Raw genomic sequence first — 26,209 nt, forward strand, 5'->3', positions numbered from 1 at the left:
CGGGCACACAGGCGTCAATAGAGATACAGGTGATCGCCATGAAAGCAGTCGCAGGGGACCGCATCGTCATCCGGGGGACCACGGTCGAATCCACGGACCGGCACGGTCTGATCCTTGAAGTGAAGGGTGCCGACGGTGCGCCGCCGTACCTGGTCCGGTTCGACGACGGCCACGAGACGATCATGTTCCCCGGTGGAGATTTCGCCGTCGAAAAGGCCGCGAGCGGGCCCTAAGTCCGTTAGCGCGCCCTAGAAACTCGACGAACTTCCGGACCCGGAAAAGCTTCCGCCGCTGGACCCGTACCCGGTGGTGGTGCCGCCGCCGCGCGCGCTGCTGACACTGCTGACGCCGCTGCTGAAGCCGGTGTTGAAGCTCGGGACCGAGAAGAAGTAGTAGGACGGGTACACCGTTCCGAGGATGCTCGGCTCGTACGTGCGGCCGTATCTTGCCTTCGTTCCCGCCTGCGCGCTGTCCATTTCCTCGCGCATGAGCCCGGCTTCCTTCTCATTGCGGGCAAAGGCCTGGATCAGGGTGTCGGCGTGACTTTTCAACAACTCCGAGAGGTGGGTCCGGGCGTCACGCAACCGGTCCAGCGCCGTTTCGGGTGTGATGGAGCCGTCCGCCAGTTCCGTCGACCAGCGCTCCATGTTACGCCGGCTTTCATCGCGGAAGGACCGCAGTGCCACCGCTGTCGCTGAGGTTCCCTCGGCCCGGCGCTGGCTGAGCAGGTCTTCTACGCCGTCCAGATCGTTGCGGAACGGCGCGAGCTGGCGGTCCCAGGCGGCCGCCCAGGACGAGCCCCGGTTGAGCAGGGCATTGGTATCGGCGATCACGTCGTCCAGGGCGTCGAGTTCGGCCGCGGCATCGGCGTAACTCCGGACCAGTTTGAGGTTGGGCCGGCGGCTCAGGTCCCGGCTGCCAAGGGCGTGTACCTGGTTGGAAAGTTCGGTGGCCGTGCCGTAGCGGTTCACGAACGTGCGGTGTTTTTCCAGCACCGTGCTCCCGTACCGGGAGGACTCGGGAATGGTGCTGGCGTTGAGCTCGGTCACCTGCAGGTCCATGCTGACACTGGCGTAGCTGGCGTCGCCCCGGGCCAGTTCCTTCCGGCTGGACACCCGGGTCCGCCACCGCACGATCAGCCACGCCGCGGCTGCGCAGACCGCGGCGGCCACCGCCGCCCAGGCTGTGACGAGGAAGGCTGTGGAACGGTACCACGGCTGATTGATGAGTTCGGCGCCGCGGCGGATCCCGGCAATGGTGCCCTCGGTCCACTGCGCGTCGCGAAGCAGCTCTTTGGCGGCGTTCTGGATGTCCTCGCGCTGTTCGGGGGAGACCTTCCGGTCCTCACCCATGTACGTCCCCACATGCCGGCCCACCGGATCCAGGGCGAAGATGAACAGTCCGTCTGCCCACTTCTGCCCGTCAGCACTGATCCATTCGGGATGTTCGGTGCGGGCGAACCGCAGGACTTCTTCGTTCAGATTGTCGGCGGCAGTGCCGTTATAGGTGTACACCGCAACTTTGGTGGGCTCATAAAAGTCGGTGGCCTGTACCGCCGGCAGCAGCGTCCGCTGGTCCAACACCCCGGCGCGGTCTTCGACGACGACGGCGGTCGGCGTCGTGGCGAGCGCGGCCGGGGCGCCGCCGAGAAGGCCGGCCATCAGTACAACAGCAGCGGCGAGGGCGTTGCGCATGATTCCCATTTTCCGAGCGTAGTGGCTGGCTTCGGCCGCGTCGACGCGGACGCCGCGGAAAGGGGACGAAAGGCATCGTGACCGTGCGCTGGACGGCGTCCATACTTTGGCCATGAGGCCGCCGCCTGAAGGACCGCCGGAGGAGCCCGGCCCGGAAAAGCCGGGGGAGGCGGGGGAGCCGCGCCGCACCAGGCCTGGCCGGACCCTGCTGGCCATCATGGCCGCGATCGCGGTGATCGTGATCATCGCGCTGGCAGTGGTCTTCACCCGCGGGGAGCCCGCGCCCCTGGCCGAGTCAACGCCCGCCGGCGTCGCGCAGCGCTATGCCGCAGCCGTCATTGCCGGGGATGAGACGGCCGCCTCCGCCTACCTGACGCCGGCCGCCCGGAGCAAGTGCACAACCGGGGCCCGCCCTTCGGCCCGGAACCTGCGAGTCTCGCTGGTGTCCACCACCGAGCGGCCGGAATCCGCGGACGTGAGGGTGCTCATCACTGTGTCCGAGCCGGGCGGTCCCTTCGGCAGCGCCGAATACCAGGTGGAGGACGCGTTCGATCTCGTTCGGGCGGGCAATGGCTGGCTGATCGACACCGTGCCCTGGCCGCTGGCAGGGTGCACCGGCGAGGCGAAGCAATGAGCGCCCAAGGGACAGTGCGCCGGCTCATCACCTACGCGCTGCTGTTCGCACTGGTGGTGACAACCGCCGTCGGGCTCAGCGGACTGCTGGGCCGCCTGCTGGTGGCGGGGACAGAGCTGGCCCCGGACGACGTCGCCGGGCTCGCGCGCTCGCTGGCGTTCGCCCTGATTGGCGGGCCGCTCGCGGCCCTTTTGTGGTGGGCGGTTTGGCGGCGGCTAGAGGACCCGGAGGAGCGGTCCGCCATCGGCTGGGGTCTCTACCTGGCAGGCGCCTACCTGCTCGCCCTGCTCATCGCGGCCACCAACGTGCTGAACGCTCTGTCCTCGCTGATCGGCGGGCAGGGCCTTCAGTGGCGGCTGTCCCTGGCCACCGGTCTGGTGTGGGCTGCGGTCTGGGCCTGGCACCGGTGGATGTGGCGTGACCCCCGGAAGAATCCGACAGACCTCTCCGGGGTCCCTACGGTGCTCGGCTCGGTGCTGGGGCTCGTGCTGGGCGTGGGCGGCGCCGTCGCAGCCTTATCCACCTTGCTGGATGCCGCCCTGCGGGGGGCCGCGACGGAAGTGTCGGTGGGCAAACCGTGGTGGGTGTCGGCGCTGCAATCCCTGGTCTGGGCCGTCGGCGGAACCATTATCTGGTGGTGGCATTGGAATCACGACGGCGGCCGGAGGCTGCGGACCGGGCTGGCCGACGTCGCGCTCATCACGGTCGGGGTGCTTGGCGCGGGCGTTCTGACGTTGGGCGGAGCCGGCGTGGCGCTCTTCGTGGTCCTTCGCCTGCTGTTTGACCGTTCCGAACCGCTGGAGCTCCTGCTGGAGCCCCTCGCGCCGGCTGTGTCCGCGGCCGCCATCGGCTGCCTCGTCTGGGTCTACCACCGCAACGTCGCGCGCGGCCGCTCAGAGGCCACGCTTCAGGGCGGCAGGCTGGTGACCTCCGGCGTCGCCCTGGTCGCGGCAGCGTCCGGGATAGGCGTGATCGTCAACTCGGCCCTCGCCATGACGGCGACGCCGCTGGCCGGCGCCGGGGCGCGGACGCTGCTCCTTGCGGGAATCAGCTCACTCCTGGTTGGCGGGCCGGTCTGGTGGCTTGCGTGGCGGCGCGTGGAGCAGGCGGCGGCGACCGGCGCCGGCCTGAACGCGCGCCGGATCTACCTGGTGGCCGTGTTCGGCCTGAGCGCGGTGGTGGCGGTGGTCACGCTGCTGGTGATCGGGTTCCGGATGTTCGAGTTCGTCCTGGGCGAGGTCAGCGGGGGAAGCCTCGTGGACCGGATCCGCGCACCCCTGGGGCTCCTGGTCGCCACGGGACTCGTGTTCGGGTACCACTTTGCCGTGTGGCGGCAGGACCGCGCCGTGCTCGCCGCGGCCGGTCCGGTCCGTCCGCGAACCATCGGCCACGTGTTCCTCGTGGCGGGATCGGACCCCGCACCGCTGCGGCGCGTCATCGGCGAGGTCACCGGGGCCGGCGTCACGGTCTGGAAACGGGCCGACGGCGGAGCCGGCGCCGCCGGTTTTGCCGGTGCTGGTGTTGCCGGTGGGGACGTCGCGGGCCATGCCGGGGCCCAGGAGAAGCGGTTGGCGGCCGCACTGGAGGGTGTGGCGGCGCCCCGGGTTCTGGTCGTTGCCGATCAGCACGGGGGAATTGACGTCATCCCGCTGCAGGGCTGACCGGCCTGTCCTGAGCCTGGTCGGGCCAGGCAACCGAAGGACTCTGGTCAGCCGGTTGCGGCGGCGCTAATCTGATCCGTGCCGGCTCCCCGGCCGGCCACAACAACGGAGAAATCAGGGATGCACCATGGCTGGCAAGTATGAGGTCTACAAAGACAAGTCCGGCGGATTCCGGTTCCGGCTTAAGGCCTCCAACGGCGAGGTGATCGCCTCCTCGGAGAGCTACAAGACCAAGGCGAGTGCCATGGGCGGGGTCGAGTCCGTCAAGAAGAACGCGGCCTCGCCGGTGGTCGATCTGACGGAGGCAACCGCTGAGAAGGGGTGAACCCGCAGGGCACGCGTCCGGTTGGGCCGGTCACCGCCTAGGATTGCCGCATGTCTACTTATGAAGTTACCCGCAGCGCAGTCATTCCAGCCCCGGCGCAGGACATCTTTCCGCTGGTCAACAGCTTCCACGAATGGACCAAATGGTCCCCTTGGGAGGCCGTTGATCCGGCCATGGAACGGAGCTACTCCGGCAGCGACTCCGGCGTCGGTGCCAAGTACACCTGGAGCGGAAACCGCAAGGCCGGCTCCGGCACCATGGAAATCGTGGACACGGCCGAGCCGCGCAACATCAAGATCCGTCTGGAATTCACCAAGCCCTTCAAAGCGGTCAACCCCACCTCCTTCACGTTCACGCCCTCCGGTGACGGGACCCAGGTCACCTGGACGATGACCGGGGAGAACAAGGGCATCGGCAAAGTGTTCGCCCTGTTCATGAACATGGACAAAATGGTCGGCGCCGACTTCGAAAAGGGCCTGGCCGCGCTGGCCGGCGCCGTGAAACAGCGACAGGCCTGAACGGGGGGGACGCCGCCGGGCGTGCCGGGCGGCTCGTCATTCCCGGCACGCTGGCCGGTGTGCTGCTGCCGTTCAGGCATGCCCGGTGGTCCGGACCAGTTCCGGGTGATGAATCCGGGCGACCTCGGGGTGGGCCCGCAGCCAGCCTTTGAGCACGTTTGCGCCGTAGGACGCGAGCATCGGATTGTCCGGATCATCGGTGACCCCCCGGGACCGGGCCGCGAGTGCGGGAGGCAGGGGCACTGGCTCAATGACGGCGTCGAGCCGGGGCGAGAAGAAGAAGGGGACCGTGTAGCGGTCGACGCCGGCCGGGGGCGCCTCGACGCGGTGGATGGTGGCGGCCAGGTAACCCTGAGTCGCGACTTCGAGCATTTCGCCCAGGTTGATGACCAGGGCCCCTGGAATGGGTTCGACCGGAATCCAGCTGTCCGTGCCCGGCGGGAGTACCTGCAGGCCTCCGACCTGGTCCTGGAGCAACAAGGTGACGAAGCCGTAGTCCGCATGCGCGCCGACACCCTGCGGACCGGCATCAGCGACGACGCCGCCGACGTAGTGGACCAACTTGGCCATCCAGGCAGGTGAGTCCCGGAAGGGTTCATCGAAGTATCCTTCGGGCAGTTCCAGCGACACGGCGATGGCGCTGAGCAATTCGGCCCCGACGCCGGACATCCGTTCCGCCCAGGCCATGCACACGGTGCGCAGCTCGGGCAACGCCCGGTCCGGCATCAGGTTCGGCCCTTGGACCAGCCAGTACGGCTGATCCGGCGGGTAGTCCTCGACGGCGGGGCGCTCCGGTCCAAAATCCAGCTGCTCCCGCGCGTCCGGCCGCCCCTGGGTGATTTCGTGGCCCAGCCGCGTGTAACCGCGGAAATGGGGCGAGAGCCGGTTGTCCAGTTCCAGCCGTGATTCAAGCGGAAGCTCGAAAAAGCGCCGCGTGACGTCGAAGAGCTCATCCACCTCGGCGGCAGGGGCCCCGTAACCCGTCAGCTGGAAGAAGCCCACCCGGTGCGTGGCGTCGCGCAGTGCATCAATAAACGCCGGGTCAAACGTGCCGCCCAGCCCCCTGGCGGTACTCAGGTCCAGGAGCGGAATGGAATCCGATGGTGCGCCCATGAGTGCAAACTACCACCACAGCATTCACTACTGAACTCATTCCCAGCAACTGTGCAGGGTCCTCGCGGGTATTCTTGACCGCGGTGTGAAAGAGTGCAGACACCGAAGCCGCCAAGGCCACGCTGACAGGTCAATCAGAAAGCCGGAATCCATGAGCCGGACTGCCACGAAAAATCATCGACGAATCGCCGCGCGTCTGCTTGTTGCAGCAGTCCTGGTGGCATCGGCGGCGGCGTGCGAGCCGGGGCCGCCGGGCGGCAATCCGGGTCCCACTGCCGGGGGCACTGCCACCACGGGGGCGGCGTCGAAGCCCGGGCACGTGTTCGTCATCAATCTCGAGAACAAGGGCTACAACAAGGTGTGGGGCGCAGGCTCGGAGGCCCCCTACCTGTCGCAGACGCTCCGCAGCCAGGGTGTCCTGCTTTCCAAGTACTACGGGATCGCCCACAATTCGAACCCGAACTACCTGGCCCAGATCTCCGGCCAGCCGTCCAACGCCATGACGCGGGAGGACTGCCCCACCTACGCCGCGTTTGAGCTGACGGGGACGGGCGCGCTCGGCCTGGCGGAGGGCGCCGGCTGCGTCTATCCGGCCTCGGTCCCCACGGTCGCCGGGCAGCTCAGTGCCGCAGGCAAGACCTGGAAGGGCTACATGGAAGACATGGGCACGCCGTGCCGTCATCCCGACCTCGGCGGGCAGGACACCAGCCAGGGCGCCAAGGTGGGTGACCAGTACGCAACGCGGCACAACCCGTTCGTGTATTTCCAGGCCATCACCTCGTCACCGGACTGCCAGAGCTACGTGGTGGACTTCAGCGAACTCCGCGGTGACCTCCAGTCCGTAGCCACCACCCCCAACCTGTCCTACATCTCACCCAATCTTTGCAATGACGGCCACGACAACCCCTGCGTCGACGGCAGCGCAGGCGGACTGGCCACCGCCGACACTTGGCTGAGCCAGCAGGTCCCGGCCATCCTGGACTCCCCGGCCTTCAAACAGGACGGGATGCTGGTGATCACCTTCGACGAGTCCGAGGGCAAGACAGTTGGGCCCTCAGGGCTGCTGCCCGGAGGAACGGCCGGCGGCAGGATTGGTGCACTGGTCCTCTCGCCGCTCACCAAGGGCGGCACGACGTCGGACCGGCCGTACAACCACTTCAGCCTCCTGGCCAGCATCGAAGACGCCTTCTCGCTCCCGCGCCTCGGATACGCCGGGGCGCCGGGCCTGGACAGTTTCGGCGGGGACGTCTTCAATGCGGGGTCCTAGCGCGTCACCTATCTCCTAGCGGCAGCGCCGGCGGTCAGCACCGACCCGGCAGGACCGGCCGCTAATGCTCCGCAGGTCCCGAACCGTTGGGGGGCGCCTCCTGGCCGTATTCGGCCGAGATCAGGATGGGCAGGTGGTCCGAGGCGCCGCGGGGCAGCGTCTCCACGCTTTCGATCTCCAGCCCCTGGGAAGTGGCAAAATCAAAATGGCCCTTGAAGACCTTGTACCGGGTATAGGTCCGGCGGTCACTCATCGTGAGGTCGTAGCCGGCGTCCTTCATCTTCTCGGTCAGGGACTTGGTGAAGAACGGATAGTTGAAGTCGCCCACCATCAGTGACATCAGCCCGCCACCCATGCTGAGCAGCTCGGCGTGGGCGGCATGGATCTGGTTCCGCCGCAGAGAGTTCGACGCCGTCAGCGGCGCCGCGTGGAAGGACGCGATGACGAGTTCGTGGTCGGTCTCGTTGTCGGTCACACGAGTGCCGATGAGCCGCTCGTGCGCGGGGGAGAGGACACGGTCGTGCATGGACTTCTTAAGGGCGAAGGTCTTGGTCTCGTAGGCCGTGAAACGGCTCATGCGGTAATAGATCGCCAGGCCCAGCCGGTTGCCCTTGGTGGAATCGGCCAGGTGCAGATCCCCGATGGTCTCCGGCAGATCGTCCGTATCGCACTCCTGGAGGCACAAAGCATCAATCTCGAAATCACGTGCCAGATCGACCAGCTCGCCGCTGGCCGCGTGCTTGCGGAGGTTGTAGCTGATGACTCTAAGCAGGGGGAGCACCTCTTCGGTGAATAGTCGTTAAAACCTCACCCGAGTCTACCCAGTCCGAGCGGATCGGTTGGGAACAAGCGCAGCGCGCGTCCGGGGTCCGCGCCGGATCGGAGCCGGAAACACAGCGGCCGGGAACACGGAAAGCGCAGCAGGATAGTGTGTTCTGGAATCACCAGCCATGCGAAAGGGCGGACGTTGACTGCTGCACTACCGGAACTTGCCGAGGGCGATTTCTACTACGAGGTCCTGGGGGACGGGCGGTTCCGCTCCACCATCCACGCCCAAGGCGCCTGGAACGAACACGAGCAGCACATGGCCCCCGCGTCCGGCATCATGGCCGACCGCCTGGCCCGGCATGAGCCCCGCGAAGATATGCGCATGGCGCGGCTCAGCTACGAAATCCTCGGGCTGATCCCCGGCGGTGAGTTCGAGATCGTGACCTCCACCCTGCGCCCGGGCCGGACCATTGAACTGGTGCAGGCCGAGCTCGTTTCCGGCGGGCGCACGGCCATTCGCGCCACGGCCTGGCGGATGATCACCTCTGACACGTCCGCCATCGCGGCCTTCGAGGATCCCAGGATTCCGGCGCCGGAGGACTGCGAGCCGTACGACGCCGCGGCCGTCTGGCCCGGCGGCTACATCGCCTCCCTGCACATGCGGATCGCCGAGGGCCACCGGGCGGGCTCGGGAACCGTCTGGCTGCGCACCGACTACCCGCTGACAGACCGGGCGGACAGCGGCGACCTCGCCCGGCTGGTCGGCCTCGTGGACACGGCGAACGGCATTGCCGCCCGGGTCCCGCCGGGCAAGGGCAGCTACGCCTTCCCCAACCTGGACCTGCAGATCCACATGTACCGGCAGCCGGAGGGGGAGTGGCTGGGGCTGGACAACGAAGTCACGTTCGGTACGGACGGGATCGGGCTCACCTCCACGGTGCTGCATGACCTCACAGGCCCGTTCGGACGCGCGGAACAGATACTGACGCTGCGCAGGTCCTAGCTCAGTGGAAGACGAGCCAGCCGGCCAACGTGGCCAGCGCCGTCAACACGGCACCCCACAGGATGTCCACGACGATCAGCTGCCACGGCCACGTCTTGAGCGTGGCGGCATTTGTCAGATCGTAGGTGGCGTAGCCAAACACGCCCAGCGCGGCACCGTAGCCCACAGCGCTGAGCCAGCTGCCGCCGTCGAGCGCTGGCGTCAGGGCAAAGAACACGATCCCGGCAATGTAGATCACGTAGAACACCACCGCGTAACCTAGATTGGGCTTGTCGGCCATCAGGTCACCAATCTGGCGGCGGTAGAACGGGTTCATCGTCTTGAGCCAGATGGCGTCGATGACGGCGAATGCGGCGGCTACGACGAGGAATTGCAGAATGACCATAAGGGAGCATAACAACATGCCGCAGGCGCCAGCCGGGTCCCGGACACTGACGGTGGTGCGGCAGCAGGAATCACTTGGCGCCGCGGCCGACCTCGACTTCGCGCTCGGGCTCCTCCAGAAGGTCAAGACCGGCTCACTCGGTCCCACCTTGCGGCTGTACCGGCCGGTCCCCACGGTCGCCTTCGGCCAGCGCGACACGCACCTGCCCGGCTTCGAGGCCGCCGCCAACGCCTGCCGGCAGCTGGGCTTCGAGCCGCTGGTCCGCAAGGCCGGAGGCCGCGCGGCGGCCTACCACGAACGAACGCTCGTCATCGATCACCTGGAACCCGATGCGGACGCGATTGCCGGGGCCAAGGGGAGGTTTTCGCGGTTCGGCGAACTGCTCGCCGGGGCACTGCGCGACGCCGGCGTGGATGCCGGCGTCGGCGAGATCCCGGGGGAGTACTGCCCCGGGGAGTTCAGCGTGCACGGCAGCGACCCGGAGGTCCCCGAACACCGAATCAAGCTGGTCGGCACCGCCCAGCGGGTGGTCGCCGGCGGCTGGCTCTTCAGCTCCGTGATCGTGGTGGCGGACTCCGCCCCGATCCGCGCGGTCCTGGAGGCCAGTTACGCCGCCCTCGGCCTCGAATGGGACCCCGCGACGGCCGGCGCGGCCGATGACCTGGTGCCGGGCCTCGACGTCGATGCGGTCGAGGCCGCGGTGATCGCCGCCTACGGACGCTACGCCCCGCTCAGCTACGCGGAGTTCTCGAGCCTGCTTTGAGCCTCATCCAGCGGTGACCCCGCCGGGCGGCGTCCCGCCACTGGCGCAAGGACGCTGCCCAGATTGCGGTACTTCGCCAGACGCCCGGGGAGCAGTTCGTCGACTCCTGCGGTGGAGAGCATGGCGAGTTCGTATTCAATGGCCCGGCCGAGGCGCTGGCAGAAGGCCTGCGCCTCGTCGGCGGCATCGGGCCGTTCGTCCACGATGTGCTCCACAAGTCCGTTGGCGTGCAGCGACGCGACGTTGACGCCCTGGGCCTCGGACATGGCCGCGGCGAAGCCCGTGCTCCGGTGGACGATCGCGCTCGCGCCTTCCGGCGGCAAAGGAGAGAGCCAGGCGTGCTGGGCGGCGATGGTGCGGTCCGCGGGCAAGAGGGCCAGTGCCCCGCCGCCGGATCCTTGTCCGAGCAGTACGGACACCGTGGGTGCGTTGAGTCCGATGAGGTCGTGCAGGGAGCGGGCGATCTCGCCGGCCAGGCCGCCTTCCTCGGCCTCCTGGGACAGGGCGGCACCGGCGGTGTCGATGATGGTGACCAGCGGGAGCCCGAGTTCCTCGGCGAGGCGCATGCCACGCCGGGCCTCCCGGAGGGACGCCGGCCCCACCGCGGTCTGTCCCATGCCCGTCGGCCGCGTCGCCCGGGGCCGGGTGTGGCCGATCACGACGCAGGATTCCCTGCCGAAACGGGCCAGGGCCAGCTGGAGGCCGGGCTCCTTTTCGCCCTGGCCGGTGCCGTTGAGCGGCAGAACGTCCCGGGCCCCGTGCGCCAGCAGTTGCCGGACATCCGGCCGGCGGGGGTCGCGGGAAATACCGATCGATTCCCAGGCGCCGGCGCCGGACGGCTTCACGGACAGCGTGGCGGGCGCGGCGACCGGCGGGCGGGGGCCGGTGACCAGGATGCCCAAGGCGCGGTCGACGACGTCGGACAGCTGCCAGGGAGGGACCACCGCGTCAATCAGCCCTTTGTCGAAAAGGTTCTCGGCCGTCTGAACGTTCTCCGGGAACGGTGTGGCGTGGAGTGCCTCGTAGACCCGGGGTCCGAGGAAGCCGAGCAGGGCGCCGGGCTCGGCGGCGGTGATATGGCCGAGGGACCCCCACGAGGCCATGACGCCTCCCGTGGTGGGATGACGCAGGTAGACCAGGTAGGGCAGTCCGGCCTTGCGGTGGGTGCGGACGGCGGCGCTGATCTTGACCATGGAGAGGAACGCGATGGTCCCTTCCTGCATGCGGGTCCCGCCCGACGCGGGGCCGGCGAGGAGGGGCAGGCCTTCGCGGGTGGCCCGTTCGACGGCGGTGACGATCCGTTCCGCGGCGGCCTGGCCGATGGAGCCGGCGAGAAACCGGAACTCGCTGACGATGACGGCCACCCGGCGGCCCCGGATCAGGCCTTCGCCGGTAAGGACGGATTCGTCCACGCCGGTCCTGGCCCGGGCGGCGGCCAGTTCCTGCCGGTACTCGGGGCCGGGATCGGGGTCCACCACGGGCGCGTCCCAGCTGCGGTAGGACCCGGGATCGAGGACCGCGGCGATGAGTTCGGTGGCGTCCAGGTGCCGGACCTTCTGCCGGGTCAGCATGCCCGGGGGCCTTCCTGGCCGGCGACTGTGGCCGCGCCTGCTCGGGCGCCGGCTGGGGTGCCGGGTGTCAGCCCCAGCCACCGCCGGACCTGCTCCCCATCCTGGTCCAGCAGCGGCGGTGCGGTGTGGGACGTCAGCGTGGTTTCGGTGGTACCGGCGGCGCTGAAGAACCGCAGCGGCGGGCCGGGCAGGCTCACGGTGCCGAGGATCTTATGCTCGACGTCGATCACCAGACCCTGCGAGTGGACCTGTTCCCATTCGTAGACTTCGTCCAGGGTTCTGACCTTGCCGGCCGGGATGCCGGCGTCGTTGAGTTTGGTGAGCAGCGGCTCGGCCTCGAAATCGGAGAACACCTGCTCCACTTCTTCGATGACTTTCTCGCGGTTGCGCACGCGGTCCGCATTGGTGGCGAACTCCGGCCGCGCGGCGTCGATCCCGAACGTCGAGGCGAACGTCTTCCAGAGCTTCTCGCTTCCCACGCTGATCTGCACCCTGCCCTGCCGGCAGTGGAACAGTCCGTAGGGGGCAATGGACGGGTGGTGGTTGCCCTGCGCCTGCGGCACTTCGCCCGCAACCGTGGCCCGGGTGCCCTGGAAGGCATGGACCCCGATCAGGGCCGCGAGCAATGAGGTGCGGACGATCTGGCCCTGGCCGGACCGCTCACGCTGGAGCAGCGCCGCGAGGGTGCCGAACGCCCCGTACATGCCAGAGAGGAGGTCGGCGATGGGGACCCCGACCCGCTGCGGATCGTCCGGCCCGGATCCGGTCAGGGACATCAGCCCGGCCTCGCCCTGGAGGATCTGGTCGTAGCCGCTGCGCTGGGATTCGGGCCCGTCGTGCCCGAATCCTGTGATGGAGAGGACCACCAGTGCCGGATTCAGGGTGTGCATCTGCGCGGCGGAGAATCCGAGCCGGTCCAGGACGCCGGGACGGAAGTTCTCGATGACCACGTCGGCGCGTTCCAGCAGCTCCCGCAGCACTGCCCGCCCGTCGTCGCTCTTCAAGTCCAGGGCAATGGATTCCTTGTTGCGGTTGCAGGACAGGAAATACGTGGCCTGCGGATCATCCTCGAGGCCCACGAATGGCGGCCCCCAGCCGCGGGTGTCGTCGCCGGTGCCGGGGTTCTCCACCTTGATTACCCGCGCGCCGAGGTCAGCCAGCATCATCCCGGCATGCGGGCCGGCGAGGGCGCGGCTCAGGTCCACTACGAGATAGCCGGTGAGGGGGCCTTCGGCGTCGGGCATGGGTTCGGTGCTCATGGACGTGTTCCTTCTTTGGTCGGTCGTGGCGGGCGCGCGGTGGGCTTGCGGGGTTGGTTGATTTGTCGGCTACATCCAGCGGTCACATCCAGCCCGGGACTACCATGACCAGCCAGGCGACGGCCGGTCCGACGGCGACTACGATGCCGCTGTAGGCCAGGATCTGCTTGTAGAACCTGTCCTTGTCCACGTCCTCGGGCGCGTTGGCCAGGACCAGGGCGCCGTTGGTGGAGAACGGTGACACATCCACGATCGTGGAGGCCACGGCCAGGGCGGCGATCACGCCGACGGCGCCGACCTCGCCGGTGGCCAGAAACGGCACCGCCAATGGAATGAGGGCCGCGAGGATGGCAGTGGAGGAGGCGAAGGCCGAGACGAGGGCACCGATGTAGCAGATCAGCAGGGCGGCGAGCAGGGGCATGCCGAGATCCGCCACTCCGCCGGACACGAATGCGATGGTGCCGGCTTCTTCGAGGACTCCCACGAACGTGAGCATGCCGCAGATAAGCAGGACCGTGGACCAGCTGATCTTGTTGACGGCGCCCTTCTGCGCTGCGGGAGACACCAGGGCGAGGACGATCGCGATGGTGATTGAAACAAAGCCGACGTCCACCTTGAATCCGAGCGAGATGACGGCCAGGGCGATCAGGCCAAGGATGGTGATGAGCTGGGGCATGGATGCACGGGCGCCGCTGGCCGGAGGTGCGCCGGCCGGGGCGGGACCGGCGGCCGAGGATGTTCCAGAGCCTGAGGTGCCCTTGGCCGAGACGCCGGCGGCGGAGATGTCGGATCCGGATCCCTGCAGCGTGACGCCGGCCGCGCGGGCACCCACGCTGACGGACAGGCGCTTTTCTGCGGCCTGTTCCACCAGCCGCCCGCCCGGGGTGGACAGCAGTTTGCCACCGCCGAGGACGACAAACAGCACCAGCGCGATGGCCAGGTTGAAGAGGAAACTCGCCAGGAAGATCGCCATCGGGTTGGCGTCCAGCTCCGTCCTGGCAATGATGCTGTTGACGGTGACGCCATAAACGGCGATGGGGGAGAAGCCGCCGGCCTGCGCGCCGTGGATCACCATCATGCCCATCATGAGCGGATTGATTTTGTGTTTGGCGGCGAAGCTGAGGGCGATCGGCGCGATGATGGCCACGGCGGCCGGGGAGAGGGCGCCGACGGCGGTAATCACCGCGGTGATGGCGAACATGACCCACGGGATCAGGGCGACCTTGCTGCCGACCAGCCGGACGGCGCCCCGGACCAGCAGGTCGATGGTGCCGTTGTTTTGCGCGATGGCGAACAGGTAGGTAACCCCGACGATGGTCAGGAACAGGCCGCCGGGGAAGTTGGCCAGGATGTCGTTGGTGGACATCCCCAGCACCACGGAGCCCAGCAGGAAGGCGCCGACGAAGGCCAAGGCACCCATGTTGAGTGGCAGCACCGTGGCCAGAAGGAACATCACCGCCAGGATGATGATGGACAGGRCGGGAGCGGACATCGTTGTTCCTCCGGATCGAAGTGGGTCGTTACTGGCTTAGTGGCCTAGCCTCCTAGACACTAGGTGTCTTTGTCAATAGTTCTCCGGTAGTCTTAGGGGTCAGGACAGGCTGGAAGGACGCGCATGGCAAAGCAGGCGGCAACGCATCAGATTTCCCGCGTTTCGCGGCCCCGGCTTTACGAGCAGCTGGTGGAGCAGATCATGGACTTCATCGAGTCCGCCCAGCTGGGCCCCGGGGACACATTGCCGGCCGAACGGGAACTTGCCGAGCGGTTGGGTGTTTCGCGTGCCACTCTGGCGCAGGCCCTGGTGGCCCTCGAGGTGCTTGGCGTGATCGACGTCCAGCACGGCACCGGAGCGGTGCTGGTCTACCGGCCGAACGTTCCATCCGTGATCAAAGGCCTCCGCGAACACCGGAGCCGTCTGCCCGAGATCGTTGAGGCGCGGAGCACGCTGGAGGTCAAGCTGGCCGAACTGGCCGCGGCCCGCCGCACGGAGCAGGACATGGACGCGATCGATCACGCCCTTGAAGCCATGGCGGCAGAGGTCGCCTCGGGAGACCGCGGCGCACGCGGCGACGAGCTGTTCCACCAGGCCGTCACCGCCGCGGCCCACTCGGCGGTCCTGGCCCAGCTCATGACCTTCATTGCCGGCATGGTCCTGGAAACGCGCCTCGAATCGCTCGGACAGCCCGGCCGGCCGGAGCAGTCGCTCGCCTCCCACCGCAAGATCGCCGACGCGATCAGGTCCGGGGACTCGGCGGCCGCCGCGGCGGCGATGCTGGAGCACATTGATCTTGTCTCCGACGTTGCCCTCCTGAAGAACAGCTAGACCGGAACAAACGTGAACCTTTCCTTCGATCCGCCGTGTGGCCCGATCACCGGATGGCGCGACGGCGCCGTCGTGCGTGCCGCCGGCATTCCCTACGCCACCGCGGAACGCTTTCAGCCGCCCGCGCCGGCACCCGACTGGTCCGAGACGCTCGAGGCGACATCCCTGTCTCCGGCGTGCCCGCAGGCGCCGGTGCCCTTCCTGGATGACGTGCTCGGCACCCGCTACGGCGAACTTCCGGGCAGCGAGGATTGCCAGCGCCTGACCATCACCCTGCCGGCCGATCTCCACGACGGTGAACGGCTGCCGGTAATGGTGTGGCTGCACGGCGGGTCCTACACGTCCGGTTCCGGGGATCTGGCGATCTTCGACCCCGCAGCGCTGGTTGCCGAAACCCGGGTGATCGTCGTTTCGGTGACCTACCGGCTGGGCCTCTTCGGATATCTGGCCACCAGCACCGGCCGTCCCGCCAACCTCGGCCTGCTCGACCAGATCGAGGCGTTCCGGTGGGTGCAGCGCAACATCGCATCCTTCGGCGGCGATCCGGGCCGCGTCACCGCGTTCGGGCAATCCGCGGGCGGAGACGCCGTCGCGCACCTCATGGCGACCCCTGACGCGGCGTCACTCTTCCAGCGCGCCATCATTCAAAGTGCGCCGCTGGGCATTACCCGGGGGCGGGAAAGGATGACCGCCGCCATGGGGGTGGCCGCGGAGGCGGTTACCGCCGCGACTCCGGCGATGGACGTCGTCGCTATTGAAGAAGACGTGGCGCGGGCGGCGAGGAAGTTCGGTCTGATGGCTGCCATGCCGTTCGGGATCCAGTACGGGCATTCACCCCTGCCCGAGGAATCCGGGCTTGACCGGGCCTGGAATGCCGCTGCCCCGGCGATCGACATCCTGATCGGCTACACAGCGGAGGAAGCCCGGCTGTTTCTGCCGCGCAGCCCGCGCCTGGGCCGGGTGGCGAGGATTCCCGTGGTCGGCAGCGCAGTGCTCAAGACGGTCACATGGGTGGTTACGGAATTGGTGTACGGCAAAGCGGCCAGGCAATTTGCCAGGCGGCATGTCCGGGCGGGCGGGCGGGCCCACAGCTACGTGCTGTCCTGGCGCGCACCGGGAAATCTCTATGGCGCCGCGCACACCGTTGACCTGCCCCTGCTCTTCGGCCACCAGCGCACGTGGGAAGGTGCCGGACTCCTGGCGGGGGCGACGTGGGACGAGGTCAATGCCCACGGCCGGGCGATGCGGGCGCTGTGGGCACGGTTCGCCTACGGGGAAGGCCTCGGATCCCGGGGAGAGATTCCCGGCTCGCTCCGGTACCGCTCGGTCTGAACTCCTGAGGCCTCACCGGCGTGCGCTTTCGGAGGGACTTGCCTGCCAGTCCAGGATCATTGGCTGTGGCCTGGCCCGTGACCAGTCGAAGATGAAGTTCATGAGGGCCCGGCCGGTGCCGGCCAGCCGCGAGTCTGGGTCTACAAAGACGTCATGGACCCGGCCCGTCGTGAAGTCAGCCCGCAGGCCTGGCCCGAAATCCTGAGCGAGGCCATAGCCGAGCAGCCTGGTGCGTGCCAGAGCCACCGGGAGGCACCATGAGGCGTCGGCCAGGAACCGGGCGAAACGGCTATCGAAAACCTCCGGCGGAACCTCCTGTGCGGCTGGAGTGAAGGCAATGGACAACCGGCGCACCTCGGCCGCGTCTTCCGGCCTCGCTGCGCGCACCACCAGCCTTATCTGCGTCACGTGGGCACTTTCCCTTGAATCATCGACGACATTTGATCAATCCTGTGGACGGAGGGGTCGTGGCTCTGCCGCGTCAATGGCCGGGGCCTCTGCGCGAAGCTGTGCGATCCGCAGCCTCAGATACGTGTTCAGCCGGAATACGGTTCGCGCCAGGACGAATACCGCCGCCACCGGAAAGGCCCAGTAAAGAACCGCAACAAGCAGACCAAGGTCCAATTTCAAACCCCCAGAGTTGATGACGCGTTTGCGACTCAGCGCAGCATAGAGGCTGCAGCGACTATTGACGTAGTCAACTTCAGCTGTGGTGACCCGGCCGAAATACGGGAGTGCTTACTCAGTGAGTTCGGCCAGCACTTCTGCGGCGTCCGTATTGCCGGCAACTGCCAGACGCCGAAGCTCATCCAGATCTTCCTTCTCAGCTGCGAGTTCAACCAGCTGATCCTCAGCGTCGCGGCTGCCGCCGTCGGCAAGTTTTCGCAGCTCCTCGAAATCTTCCCGCTCCGCGGCCAGCTCGATGAGCTCGCCGATGGCGTCGTTGTCACCGCGGGCAGCCCGCTCCCGGAGTGCCGAAAGATCAGATTCTGACATTGCGTGGACCTTTCCAGAAAACGGTTCCGTTCGGCCGGCCCGGTCCGCAGCGGTCGACGTGGCCGGTGGAGGCCGACACGGTGTTAATGCAGGGTACCGCGCTGACGGAATCGACCCTAGTGTGATGTCTGCCAGGAGTTCCAAGGGCTAGCCCATTTACGGAGATGCGGAGGAGGGCCGTGGAAGAAACGCCTCGGCCCGGCCGGCGTCCGATGTGGCCCTGGGTGTGTGCCATCTTGTTGGTGATCGCCGTCGACGCCTTGCTTCTCGGCTTTCGGACAGGCGAGTGCATCGACTACACGGCGGAATCCGGCGCCGCCAGCACCTGCACGAGCGGCCCGGCCCTTGGATCCGCGGGCACGTGGCTCCTCGCCGCAGCCAGCGTCCTCGTCATCGGCTACCTTGCCCGCCGCCTCGCGCGCGCCGCCCGGCCCCGGTGACCGCAGTTGATAGATTCTGGACCATGACCACTCCGGACATCAGTGTCAGGGCCGCAACCGTGCACGACGCCGCACGGCTGGCCGAGATCCACATCGCGGCCTGGCGGGCCACTTACCGCGGCGTCCTGACCGATGATTACCTGGACGGCCTTGACGTCGACCGCGCGGCATCCGCCTGGCGCCGAAACATCCTTGAACCCAGGCAAGGGACCATTCACCTCGTCGTCCAAAGCGCCGATGCGGTTGCCGGGTTCGCCATCCTCGGCCCTGCTGCCGGCGACCCGGACCCGGGAACCGGTCAGCTCCACGCGATCAACGTGCATCCGGACTGGTGGGCGCAGGGCGTAGGTTCCGTCCTGTTCGCGGCCGCGGAACAACAGTTGATCGAACTCGGCTATGAACGGGCATTTCTCTGGGTGGAGAAGGGCAACGATCGGGCTATCAGCTTCTACACCAACCGCCGTTGGCTCGACGACGGAGGGGCTCTGGAAGATACGAGATTCGATCCGGCGGTGGCCGAGAAGCGCCACAGCCGGATCCTCCCCGCCGGGCGCTAGCCGAGGACTCCCCGGCGTCAGGCTCCCGTCCAGCGCCGTGTTCAGAGCCAGCGCCTCAACCTGACGAGTCTTTACTCCCCGATTCTTTACTCCCCGATTCTTTACTCCCCGATCTGGGCCAACGTTTCCGTCAGCTTCTTGAGGATCTGTCCGCGCCAGCCGCCACCCATAATGCGGTGAGCGATCACATGACTCGGCTCTTCCGGGTCGAATCCTTCGTGGATGAGGAACAGTCGTGTCCCTGCCCCCTCGGGGACCAGGGTCCATGTGACTGTGCTGTTCAGGTTGTTGCCCGCTTCTGCGTCCCGCCAGGAGATCCGCAGAAGCCGTTCGGGGTCAATTTCAAGAACTTCACTGGCGACAAGACCGCTGAAGCCTACGGCCGGGACAGGAGTCCCGCGCATGGTGTAGCGGTGCCCAATGACGGGTTCAAAGTCGTTTTCCATCAGCCACGCCGCGATCAGGGCCGGTTCCGTGAGCGCCCTCCACACCTTTGCGGGCGGGTGGGGGAGAAATTCGTCGAGCTCTATGGCCGTCAACGTCAATGACATCAGGTGTCCTTCAGGTTTTCGAGAGTATGGTTCAGGTCTTTTAGGCGGGCGCGCCAGAACTTCTCGAAAGGCGACAGCCACGAGGCAACGTCGGCAAGAGGCTCGGGTGTCAGTAAATATCGAATTGTCCGTCCCCTCCGCTCCTCCGAGACGAGGTTCCGATCGAGCAGCACCCTCAAATGCTCGGACACGCTTGGTCGGGCCATGTCATATCGTTTGGCAATCTCGCCAGCGGTTCGTGGCCCCTCCAGCAGGAGCGTCAGAATGTCCCGCCTGGTGGGGTTAGCCAACGCTCCGAAGAGAAGGTCAGCGGGAGAATCCTTCGTTCTGACTGGCACGGACCAATAATAGGTAGGATATTTCCTACGGGTCAAGTTTTCTGGCTGCCTGTCAGCCTGCCGGGTCCGCTGGTGCTGGGGTCCGGAAGATCGGGCCGTGGAGTTCGCCGGGTTCCGCTGGGCCCGGCGGCCTGCGGGCACCGGTGACTGCCGCCATCATGCGAAGAGACCTTCGCCGATGAAGCCTCCCGCCCGGATGCCAGGCGGAACCGCGAACAGGCCCGAGCCGGTGTGCTTGAGGTATTCCAGGGCCAGCGTGTCCTCCTTGGCCATGGCCAGCTGCATGGGCACATAGTGGGTCCTGGGGTCCGTGACGAACGCGATGAAGAACAGTCCGGCGTCGAGGTGCCCCAGGCCGTCCGAGCCGTCGGCGTAGTTGTAGCCGCGCCGGAGCATCTTGACGCCGTCGTTCTGGCTCGAGTGCGCGAGCCTGACGTGGGCGTCCATCGGGATCAGCGGTTCCCCGCCGTGACCCTGGATCTGGAAGTCGGGAGCGGTGAATTCCTCGCCGCCGGAGAGCGGGGCCCCTGCGCCCTTGGTGCGCCCGATCAACGCCTCCTGTTCCCGCAGTGAGGTGCGGTCCCAGATTTCGATGTGCATCCGGACCCGGCGCGCCACAAGGTACGTGCCGCCGGCCATCCAGCCCTCTTCCGGGCGCGTTCCCTGGCCTGCCCACACATGCTCCTCGAGCAAAGCGGTGTCCTCGGCCTTGAGGTTGTTGGTGCCGTCCTTGAAGCCGAAAAGGTTCCGCGGGGTGGCCTGTGACCTCGACGTGGACGACGTCCGCCCGAAGCCGAGTTGGGACCAGCGGACGCGCGTCTGCCCGAAGCCGATGCGGGCCAGGTTGCGGATCGCGTGGACGGCCACTTGAGGGTCGTCGGCGCAGGCCTGCACCACGATGTCGCCGCCGGTGCGTCCGGGCTGGAGGTCGTCGCCTGGGAAGTGCGGCAGGTCGATCAGGGCGTCCGGGCGGCGCCCCTCGAGTCCAAAGCGGGCGTTGCCGTCCTTCTCGAACAGGCCGGGGCCGAACCCGAAGGTGAGGGTGAGTCTGTCGGCCCCGAGGTCCAGGGCCTCACCTGTGTCCTCGGGCGGGGCGTCGTAGGGGCCATCGACGGCGCCGCTGCTGCCCGTGCTGCGCCCCTGGGTCATCGCCGCGGCGGCGTCCGTCCAGTCTTTCAGGAGCCGGATGAGCTCTGCACGGTCCTCCGTGACCAGGTCGAAGGCTGCAATGTGAAGACGGTCCTGGGCCGGCGTGACGATGCCGGCCTGCCGGACACCGTGGAAGGCGATGATGTCGCCGGGCTCTGCCACTGGGGCGGCCGCGGCCTCGACGGCGTCGTGGCTGAGGAAGCCAGCGGCCAGACCGGCGACGGCGCCCGCGCCGCCGGCTCCTGCCAGGGACAGGAGCCCGCGGCGGGACAGCCGGCCCTTTCCCGAACCGGGGGCTGCCGGCGGCGCGGGCATGGCGGCGGCTCCCGATGCCCTGGCTGGTTCCGGTGCGGTAGCTGATTCGGGGGCGCCGCCGTCGGGGGCCCGGCGGGGGTTGGCGCCGAAGGGGCAGCCGGTCACGGGGCTACTGCCGAAGTGAGCTTGGCCAGGGGCTCGCCCAGGGCATCAACCAGGGAGGCGAGCTGCTGCACCTGGTCCTGGCTGAGGTCGTTGTAGTAGGCGAAGCCTGCGCCGGTGGAATGCTGCTTGAGCCCGGCCTGCAAGGCAGCGAACTTGGCCTCGAGCGCTTCGCCCAGGTCCGGGTCCTTCTGCTGCAGCGCAGGCAACAGGCTCTCGAAGGCGGTCCGGGCTCCGTCAACGTTGGCCTGGAAGTCCCAGAGATCGGTGTGGGACCAGATTTCTTCCTCCCCGGTAACTTTGCCGGTGGCCACCTCGTCCAGGAGCTCCTTGGCGCCGTTGCCGATCTTGTCCGCGGAGAGTTCCACAGTGCGGGTCCGCTGGGCCAGGTCCTCGGTGTCGGCAACAAGCTGCGTGGCGATGGTGGCACGCTCCGCCGGTGCGAGGGGCGTGTAGCCGGCCGGCGGGAACAGGTCCTTCTCGGCCCGGTGCCAGCCGGTCCATTCCTGGCCGGGTTCGAGGTCGGCTTCACGGGCATCGAGCTTGGGGTCCAGGTCCCCGAACGACTCGGCGACCGGCTCGATGCGCTCCCAGTGCATGCGCGTGGCGGCATAGAGCCCGCGGGCCTTCGTCGCATCCCCGGCGGCGTAAGCCGCCGCGAATGCCCTCGTGCCGGTAACCAGCTGATCCGTCTGATCCACGACGAAAGCGGAGTATTGCCGGGTGCCGGTGTCCAGCAGGCCCTGAAGGTGGGCGTCGACGGCGGGACTGCTCGTGACCTGGATGGGTCCGGCGGCGCCCGGGTCCTTTGGGTTGCCCATGCAGCCGGCCAGGGCCAGCGGAACGGCGGTTGCCGCGGCCAACAGGGCAAGCGTCTTCCGGAACCGGGGGGCGTTTTTGGGCAGGGGGATGCTGGGCATGGTGTTTCCTTGGATCGGTGGGGGTGGAGCAGTGCGGTGTGGGGGAGCGGAGGCAGGGGTGCGGGACCGTGTGGGCTGTCCCGGCAACATCGCCGAGGCAGGCCCGACTTAGGTACACCTAAGTAAGGAGGATACCGATTCGCGGCGATTACGCAAACCTTTCGTACCCTAATTTGGATTAGGTAAGCCTAATCTAATAACATCGTCCGGGTGACCACGCAGCTTGACTTGATGCGGGTGCCCTTTGCCGCCGATCTTGCGAGCTACGGGGACAGCCCAGCCATCCTTACTGACACCCTGGCAATGACGTACCGGGAGCTGGCGGAGCGGGTCGATGCCTTCGCCCTCCGGCTTGGCGCCACGCGGCGCCTCGTGGCGCTCGCCGCAGCCAACGACGTCGACTCTCTGGTGGTCTATCTGGCGGCCCTGGCCGGCGGCCACCCGCTGATCCTCCTGCCGGAGGACAARCCGGCCGCCCTGGAATCCCTCGTTGCGGCCTACGACCCCGACGTCGTTGTCCAATCCGGCAACGGTCAGCTCCTGCTGGACGAACGCCGGACCGGCACCCGCCATGAGCTTCACCCGGACCTCGCGCTCCTGCTCAGCACGTCCGGATCCACGGGCTCGCCCAAGCTCGTGCGGCTCTCGCATGCGAACCTGCAGGCCAACGCCGAGTCGATTGCCCAGTACCTGAACATCGGGCCCGACGACCGGGCCGTGACGACTTTGCCGATGTCCTACTGTTACGGGCTGTCCGTGATCAACAGCCACCTGCTCCGGGGCGCCGGGCTGGTCCTGACCGGCCTTTCCGTGGTTGATCCGTGCTTCTGGGAGCTCTTCCGACGCCGGGGAGCCACGTCCTTCGCGGCCGTTCCATACACCTTTGAACTGCTGGAACGGGTCGGGTTTGCGGACATGGATCTGCCCGGCCTGCGCTACGTCACCCAGGCCGGGGGCCGGCTGGGGCCGGATTCGGTGCGGAAATACGCCGAACTTGGCCGCCGCAGCGGCTGGGAATTTTTCGTGATGTACGGCCAGACCGAAGCGACGGCACGGATGGCATATCTGCCTCCTGAACTGGCGGCCGAGGTGCCGGGCGCGGTGGGTATCCCGGTGCCCGGCGGCTCGTTCCGGATCGACCCCGTGCCGGGGCTGGAGCACGGCGAACTTGTCTACAGCGGCGCCAACGTCATGCTTGGCTATGCCGAATGCCCGGCGGACCTCGCCGCGGGCCGGACCGTTACGGAGCTCCGCACCGGCGACCTTGCCAGGCTGCACCCGACGGGCGTCTACGAAGTGGTGGGCCGGCGCAGCCGGTTCGTCAAGATCGTCGGGCTGCGCGTTGACCTGGGGCAGGTGGAGCGGCTCCTGGCGGACCTCGGTGTGCAGGCGGCCAGCGCCGGGACGGACGACGGCGTCGTCGTCGCCGTTGAAGGCGACCACGACGCGCACCTGCTGGGCAAGGTCCTCGCCCAGGGCATGGGGCTGCCGCGAGCCGCCCTCGAGGTCCACGCCGTCGAACATCTCCCGCGCCTGGCCACCGGCAAGCTCGACTACAGGGGCGTCCTGGCCCTGTCCGCGCCGAAACCAGGGCCAGCACCCGCCCCCGCGACGGAAACCGGCGCGCCGGACAATAATGCTCCGGACAGCGTTCGGAAGATTTTCCAGGACGTGCTGGAGTGCGCCGACATCGCGGACAGCGACACGTTCGTGTCCCTGGGCGGGGACTCACTGTCCTACGTGGCCGCATCGGTACGGCTGGAACAGGCGCTGGGCCATCTCCCGCCGGATTGGCACGTGACCCCGGTCCGGGCCCTGGTGCCGCCGCGAACTGCACCGGGCCGGACGCGTCGACGCTTCTTTGCGCCCGTGGAAACGAGCATCGTGCTGCGGGCCGTCGGGATCGTCCTGATCGTCAGCACGCACGTTGGGCTGTTCAGCTGGCAGGGTGCGGCCCACGTGCTCATGGCGGTGGCAGGCTACAACTTCGCACGCTTCCAGCTCTCTGGGACGCGGTTCCCGCGGCTGCGGAGGCAGCTGTCCAGCGTGGCAAGAATCATCGTGCCGAGCATGGCGTTCATCGCGGTGGCCTTCCTGATCACCGACAACTACGCGCCCGCCAATATCGTGCTGCTCAACGCCGTCCTCGGGCCGGAGGGGGTGAGCACCCAGTGGCACTTCTGGTTCATCGAAATTCTCGTCTACCTGCTTCTCGCGGCGACGGCGCTTCTGGCCATTCCGTGGGCGGACCGGGCCGAGCGGCGGTTCCCGCTGCTCTTTCCGCTGGCGCTGACCGGCGTGGGGCTCCTGACCCGGTATGAGCTGGTCAACCCGGGCGTGCCGCACACGGCGCCCGCGCTCTGGCTCTTCGCATTGGGCTGGGCTATCGCACGGTCCCGGACCGTCGCACAGCGTTGCCTGGTCTCGGTCATTGCAGTCCTGACCATTCCAGGATTCTTCGAGAACCCCGGCCGGGAGGCCACGCTCCTCGCCGGGATCCTGCTGCTCATCTGGCTCCCCAGCATTACGGTGCCGCAGGTCCTCCGCCGACTCATGGTGGTACTCGCCAGCGCCTCCCTCTACGCATACCTTGTCCACTGGGTGGTCTATCCGCCGCTGGCCGGGATCAGCCCCGCCTTGGCCGTGGCAGGCTCGCTGGCCGCGGGGGTAGCCTACTGGGCGCTCTGCCTGCGCTTGATGGGGGCGGTCAACCGCCGGCGGGCAGGCGCCGGCAACGATCCGGGCACGAATTCAGCACAACAGTAGGCGCCGACTGCTGTACCAGCGACACTGACGGCATGGTTTTCTGTCTGAAAGACAGCGGGCGACGCTCCACGATCCGTGCCACGGTTGGCGCATTGGTACTGGCTGCCTCGCTATCGGGGTGCTCGTCCTCCACGGGCGGGGAGCCGCCATGCTTTCCGCCCGCCTATTCGCTGACCCCGACGACGGCCGCACCGGGGCAAAGCGTGACGGTGGCAGCCCCGGACGCTGGCTGCAACCCCCGCTACGGCAACAACGCGCGCATCCAGGTAAGCGTCACCGACGCAACCGGGGTGGAAGTCGTGAATACCACCAGCGCCATGAACGACGCCGGCGGGTTCACTTACACGTTTGTCGTGCCCGCCCGGACAGCCGCGGGGGATGCCGCCGTAACCGCGGTGCCCTACAACATTGACTGGTGCGATGAYACCGGCAGGAACAACCGCGTGGCGGGCGCTGGCGACGTCCGCCTCGAACGGGTGTCCTGCGTGATGCCGATGAAGCCGCTGACCGTCACCCGCTGAAGTGCATTTTCCGGGCGACGGTCGGCAGGGGCTTACCCGCTGAGGTCCCGGGTGAGGATCTTGGCAGAGCAGCTCCTGCTGGTCCTCAACGGCACGCTGTCAACGGCCGCCGTGCTGGGGGCTGAAGGCCCGGCCAGGCAGGGCCTCGCCCTGGCGCGGCAGTTGATCGCCGCCGCGTGCAGCTAGCCCGTCGGCTGCCCGGCCAGGGGCAAGGACGCCGTCGATGTCTACCGGGAGGTGGGAGGGGCCGCGCAGGAACGGGCTCGGCCGGTACGGCGGTGGGTCCGATACCAGCCGCGGGTTCTCCAGCCTGGTGGCGAATTCGGTGAGTGCGATCTGCGCTTCCAGCCGGGCCAGGGGCGCCCCGAAGCAAAGATGAACGCCGCCCCCAAAACCGAGGTGCTGGTTGTTGGCCCGGTCAGGGATGAAGAGCCCGGGGTCAGCGACGTGGGCGGGGTCGCGGTTGCCCGCAGCAAGGACCAGGGTGAGCGAGGCGCCGGCTGGGATGGTGGTGCCGGCGATGTCGATGTCGTCGAGGGCGGTGCGGAACGGGACGAAATGCACGGGCGGCTCGTAGCGGAGCAGCTCCTCGACCATCGGGATGGCCAGGCCGGGGTCAGCGCGCAGCCTCTGGAGCTCGTCTGGGTGGCGGAGAAACGTCAGGACGCCGTTGGAGATGAGGTTTACTGTGGTTTCATGTCCGGCGATGAGCAGGAGAAGCCCGGTGCTCACCAGTTGTTCGTCCGGCATGCGGCCCTCCGGGCCATCATCGGTGGCCATCGCTGAAAGCAGGTCAGTCCCCGGGGCCTGCCGGTGGGCGTCGACCAGCTCTTGCATGAACGCGCGCAGTTCCGTGCCGGCCTCAATCCTCTTCTTTTGCTGGGTTTCGGGATCGAGTCCGGGATCGGTGGACTGCAGGGCCAGGTCCACCCAGACCC

The 26,209-nt window shown here is 67.7% G+C and carries 28 protein-coding genes; 14 read left to right on the top strand and 14 right to left on the bottom strand.

Annotation, left to right across the window (positions count from 1 at the left end):
- Window positions 1–38 precede the first annotated feature (38 nt).
- Window positions 39–233, top strand: a complete 195-nt coding sequence (locus AC1D1W_RS08930) for a DUF1918 domain-containing protein (RefSeq protein ID WP_243177309.1) — start codon at window positions 39–41, stop codon at window positions 231–233.
- A gap of 15 nt (window positions 234–248) precedes the next feature.
- On the opposite strand, the gene AC1D1W_RS08935 is transcribed toward AC1D1W_RS08930, so the two are convergent.
- Window positions 249–1,703, bottom strand: coding sequence for a DUF5129 domain-containing protein (locus tag AC1D1W_RS08935; RefSeq protein WP_476943475.1), 1,455 nt, complete (start codon window positions 1,701–1,703; stop codon window positions 249–251).
- A 103-nt stretch (window positions 1,704–1,806) separates the two neighbouring features.
- On the opposite strand from AC1D1W_RS08935, the gene AC1D1W_RS08940 reads away from it, so the two are divergent.
- From AC1D1W_RS08940 to AC1D1W_RS08955, 4 genes are all read left to right on the top strand, one after another.
- Window positions 1,807–2,328: an LpqB family beta-propeller domain-containing protein gene (locus tag AC1D1W_RS08940; RefSeq protein WP_476943476.1), complete on the top strand. Its 522-nt coding sequence runs from the start codon at window positions 1,807–1,809 to the stop codon at window positions 2,326–2,328.
- The gene (locus tag AC1D1W_RS08945; RefSeq protein WP_476943477.1) at window positions 2,325–3,989 is read left to right on the top strand and encodes a DUF5671 domain-containing protein; all 1,665 of its coding nucleotides are present in this window, start codon (window positions 2,325–2,327) and stop codon (window positions 3,987–3,989) included. The genes AC1D1W_RS08940 and AC1D1W_RS08945 overlap by 4 nt, the downstream gene beginning before the upstream one ends.
- A gap of 127 nt (window positions 3,990–4,116) precedes the next feature.
- A complete protein-coding gene (locus tag AC1D1W_RS08950) occupies window positions 4,117–4,314 on the top strand; it encodes a YegP family protein (protein WP_243177313.1) in 198 nt (65 codons plus the stop codon).
- A gap of 50 nt (window positions 4,315–4,364) precedes the next feature.
- On the top strand, window positions 4,365–4,832 hold the full coding sequence (locus AC1D1W_RS08955; protein WP_079554290.1) for an SRPBCC family protein: 468 nt from the start codon (window positions 4,365–4,367) through the stop codon (window positions 4,830–4,832).
- A 72-nt stretch (window positions 4,833–4,904) separates the two neighbouring features.
- Here the strand turns inward: AC1D1W_RS08955 and AC1D1W_RS08960 are convergent, their stop codons facing one another.
- Window positions 4,905–5,945, bottom strand: a complete 1,041-nt coding sequence (locus tag AC1D1W_RS08960) for an isopenicillin N synthase family dioxygenase (RefSeq protein ID WP_476943478.1) — start codon at window positions 5,943–5,945, stop codon at window positions 4,905–4,907.
- 319 nt (window positions 5,946–6,264) lie between these two features.
- Here AC1D1W_RS08960 and AC1D1W_RS08965 point away from each other — a divergent pair, with 319 nt between their 5' ends.
- Window positions 6,265–7,212, top strand: a complete 948-nt coding sequence (locus AC1D1W_RS08965) for an alkaline phosphatase family protein (protein WP_476943479.1) — start codon at window positions 6,265–6,267, stop codon at window positions 7,210–7,212.
- A gap of 61 nt (window positions 7,213–7,273) precedes the next feature.
- On the opposite strand, the gene AC1D1W_RS08970 is transcribed toward AC1D1W_RS08965, so the two are convergent.
- Window positions 7,274–7,993, bottom strand: coding sequence for an endonuclease/exonuclease/phosphatase family protein (locus AC1D1W_RS08970; RefSeq protein ID WP_028276181.1), 720 nt, complete (start codon window positions 7,991–7,993; stop codon window positions 7,274–7,276).
- Between the two features lie 186 nt (window positions 7,994–8,179).
- Between AC1D1W_RS08970 and AC1D1W_RS08975 the strand changes: the two genes are divergently transcribed.
- Window positions 8,180–8,983 (top strand): thioesterase family protein, encoded by an 804-nt coding sequence (locus AC1D1W_RS08975; RefSeq protein ID WP_230010034.1) that lies wholly within the window; start codon window positions 8,180–8,182, stop codon window positions 8,981–8,983.
- A 1-nt stretch (window position 8,984) separates the two neighbouring features.
- Here the strand turns inward: AC1D1W_RS08975 and AC1D1W_RS08980 are convergent, their stop codons facing one another.
- Window positions 8,985–9,368, bottom strand: a complete 384-nt coding sequence (locus AC1D1W_RS08980; RefSeq protein WP_028276183.1) for a DUF2177 family protein — start codon at window positions 9,366–9,368, stop codon at window positions 8,985–8,987.
- A gap of 16 nt (window positions 9,369–9,384) precedes the next feature.
- Here AC1D1W_RS08980 and AC1D1W_RS08985 point away from each other — a divergent pair, with 16 nt between their 5' ends.
- On the top strand, window positions 9,385–10,131 hold the full coding sequence (locus tag AC1D1W_RS08985) for a lipoate--protein ligase family protein (RefSeq protein ID WP_476943480.1): 747 nt from the start codon (window positions 9,385–9,387) through the stop codon (window positions 10,129–10,131).
- On the opposite strand, the gene AC1D1W_RS08990 is transcribed toward AC1D1W_RS08985, so the two are convergent.
- The 3 genes from AC1D1W_RS08990 to AC1D1W_RS09000 form a co-directional block, all read right to left on the bottom strand.
- Entirely contained in the window at window positions 10,104–11,702 is a 1,599-nt protein-coding gene (locus AC1D1W_RS08990) for a carboxyl transferase domain-containing protein (protein ID WP_476943481.1), read from the bottom strand. The genes AC1D1W_RS08985 and AC1D1W_RS08990 overlap by 28 nt on opposite strands.
- Window positions 11,696–12,961 carry a CaiB/BaiF CoA transferase family protein gene (locus AC1D1W_RS08995; RefSeq protein ID WP_476943482.1) on the bottom strand — a complete coding sequence of 422 codons (1,266 nt, stop codon included), beginning with the start codon at window positions 12,959–12,961 and terminating at the stop codon, window positions 11,696–11,698. Before AC1D1W_RS08995 ends, AC1D1W_RS08990 begins: the two co-directional genes overlap by 7 nt.
- An 82-nt stretch (window positions 12,962–13,043) precedes the next feature.
- Window positions 13,044–14,453: an SLC13 family permease gene (locus AC1D1W_RS09000; protein ID WP_476943483.1), complete on the bottom strand. Its 1,410-nt coding sequence runs from the start codon at window positions 14,451–14,453 to the stop codon at window positions 13,044–13,046.
- A 123-nt stretch (window positions 14,454–14,576) separates the two neighbouring features.
- Between AC1D1W_RS09000 and AC1D1W_RS09005 the strand changes: the two genes are divergently transcribed.
- Together AC1D1W_RS09005 and AC1D1W_RS09010 are read left to right on the top strand one after the other, a co-directional pair.
- Window positions 14,577–15,284 carry a FadR/GntR family transcriptional regulator gene (locus AC1D1W_RS09005; protein WP_028276186.1) on the top strand — a complete coding sequence of 236 codons (708 nt, stop codon included), beginning with the start codon at window positions 14,577–14,579 and terminating at the stop codon, window positions 15,282–15,284.
- Window positions 15,285–15,296: 12 nt separating this feature from the next.
- On the top strand, window positions 15,297–16,616 hold the full coding sequence (locus tag AC1D1W_RS09010; RefSeq protein ID WP_476943484.1) for a carboxylesterase family protein: 1,320 nt from the start codon (window positions 15,297–15,299) through the stop codon (window positions 16,614–16,616).
- 12 nt (window positions 16,617–16,628) lie between these two features.
- Here AC1D1W_RS09010 and AC1D1W_RS09015 read toward each other — a convergent pair whose 3' ends face one another.
- Window positions 16,629–17,024, bottom strand: a complete 396-nt coding sequence (locus AC1D1W_RS09015) for a GNAT family N-acetyltransferase (RefSeq protein ID WP_243177322.1) — start codon at window positions 17,022–17,024, stop codon at window positions 16,629–16,631.
- A gap of 330 nt (window positions 17,025–17,354) precedes the next feature.
- Entirely contained in the window at window positions 17,355–17,612 is a 258-nt protein-coding gene (locus AC1D1W_RS09020) for a hypothetical protein (protein WP_476943485.1), read from the bottom strand.
- Window positions 17,613–17,791: 179 nt separating this feature from the next.
- Between AC1D1W_RS09020 and AC1D1W_RS09025 the strand changes: the two genes are divergently transcribed.
- Together AC1D1W_RS09025 and AC1D1W_RS09030 are read left to right on the top strand one after the other, a co-directional pair.
- A complete protein-coding gene (locus tag AC1D1W_RS09025) occupies window positions 17,792–18,052 on the top strand; it encodes a hypothetical protein (protein ID WP_243177324.1) in 261 nt (86 codons plus the stop codon).
- A 23-nt stretch (window positions 18,053–18,075) separates the two neighbouring features.
- Window positions 18,076–18,609 (top strand): N-acetyltransferase family protein, encoded by a 534-nt coding sequence (locus AC1D1W_RS09030; protein WP_476943486.1) that lies wholly within the window; start codon window positions 18,076–18,078, stop codon window positions 18,607–18,609.
- A gap of 101 nt (window positions 18,610–18,710) precedes the next feature.
- On the opposite strand, the gene AC1D1W_RS09035 is transcribed toward AC1D1W_RS09030, so the two are convergent.
- Genes AC1D1W_RS09035 through efeO form a run of 4 tightly spaced genes read right to left on the bottom strand, consistent with a single transcriptional unit; the run spans window position 18,711 to window position 21,984 of the window.
- Window positions 18,711–19,160 carry an SRPBCC family protein gene (locus tag AC1D1W_RS09035; protein WP_243177326.1) on the bottom strand — a complete coding sequence of 150 codons (450 nt, stop codon included), beginning with the start codon at window positions 19,158–19,160 and terminating at the stop codon, window positions 18,711–18,713.
- Window positions 19,160–19,639 carry a metalloregulator ArsR/SmtB family transcription factor gene (locus AC1D1W_RS09040; RefSeq protein WP_476943487.1) on the bottom strand — a complete coding sequence of 160 codons (480 nt, stop codon included), beginning with the start codon at window positions 19,637–19,639 and terminating at the stop codon, window positions 19,160–19,162. Before AC1D1W_RS09040 ends, AC1D1W_RS09035 begins: the two co-directional genes overlap by 1 nt.
- Before the next feature lie 15 nt (window positions 19,640–19,654).
- The gene (efeB, locus tag AC1D1W_RS09045; RefSeq protein ID WP_476943488.1) at window positions 19,655–21,067 is read right to left on the bottom strand and encodes an iron uptake transporter deferrochelatase/peroxidase subunit; all 1,413 of its coding nucleotides are present in this window, start codon (window positions 21,065–21,067) and stop codon (window positions 19,655–19,657) included.
- On the bottom strand, window positions 21,064–21,984 hold the full coding sequence (gene efeO / locus AC1D1W_RS09050; RefSeq protein ID WP_243177328.1) for an iron uptake system protein EfeO: 921 nt from the start codon (window positions 21,982–21,984) through the stop codon (window positions 21,064–21,066). The genes efeB and efeO overlap by 4 nt, the downstream gene beginning before the upstream one ends.
- Before the next feature lie 210 nt (window positions 21,985–22,194).
- Between efeO and AC1D1W_RS09055 the strand changes: the two genes are divergently transcribed.
- Both AC1D1W_RS09055 and AC1D1W_RS09060 read left to right on the top strand, forming a co-directional pair.
- On the top strand, window positions 22,195–24,750 hold the full coding sequence (locus AC1D1W_RS09055) for an AMP-binding protein (RefSeq protein WP_243177329.1): 2,556 nt from the start codon (window positions 22,195–22,197) through the stop codon (window positions 24,748–24,750).
- A gap of 209 nt (window positions 24,751–24,959) precedes the next feature.
- Complete coding sequence (locus tag AC1D1W_RS09060; RefSeq protein WP_476943489.1) at window positions 24,960–25,271, top strand: hypothetical protein; 312 nt, start codon at window positions 24,960–24,962, stop codon at window positions 25,269–25,271.
- A gap of 99 nt (window positions 25,272–25,370) precedes the next feature.
- On the opposite strand, the gene AC1D1W_RS09065 is transcribed toward AC1D1W_RS09060, so the two are convergent.
- A partial coding sequence (locus AC1D1W_RS09065) for a cytochrome P450 (RefSeq protein ID WP_476943490.1) occupies window positions 25,371–26,209 on the bottom strand: 839 nt, incomplete at its 5' end.

The organism is Arthrobacter sp. P1_B4 (genome assembly GCF_056406555.1).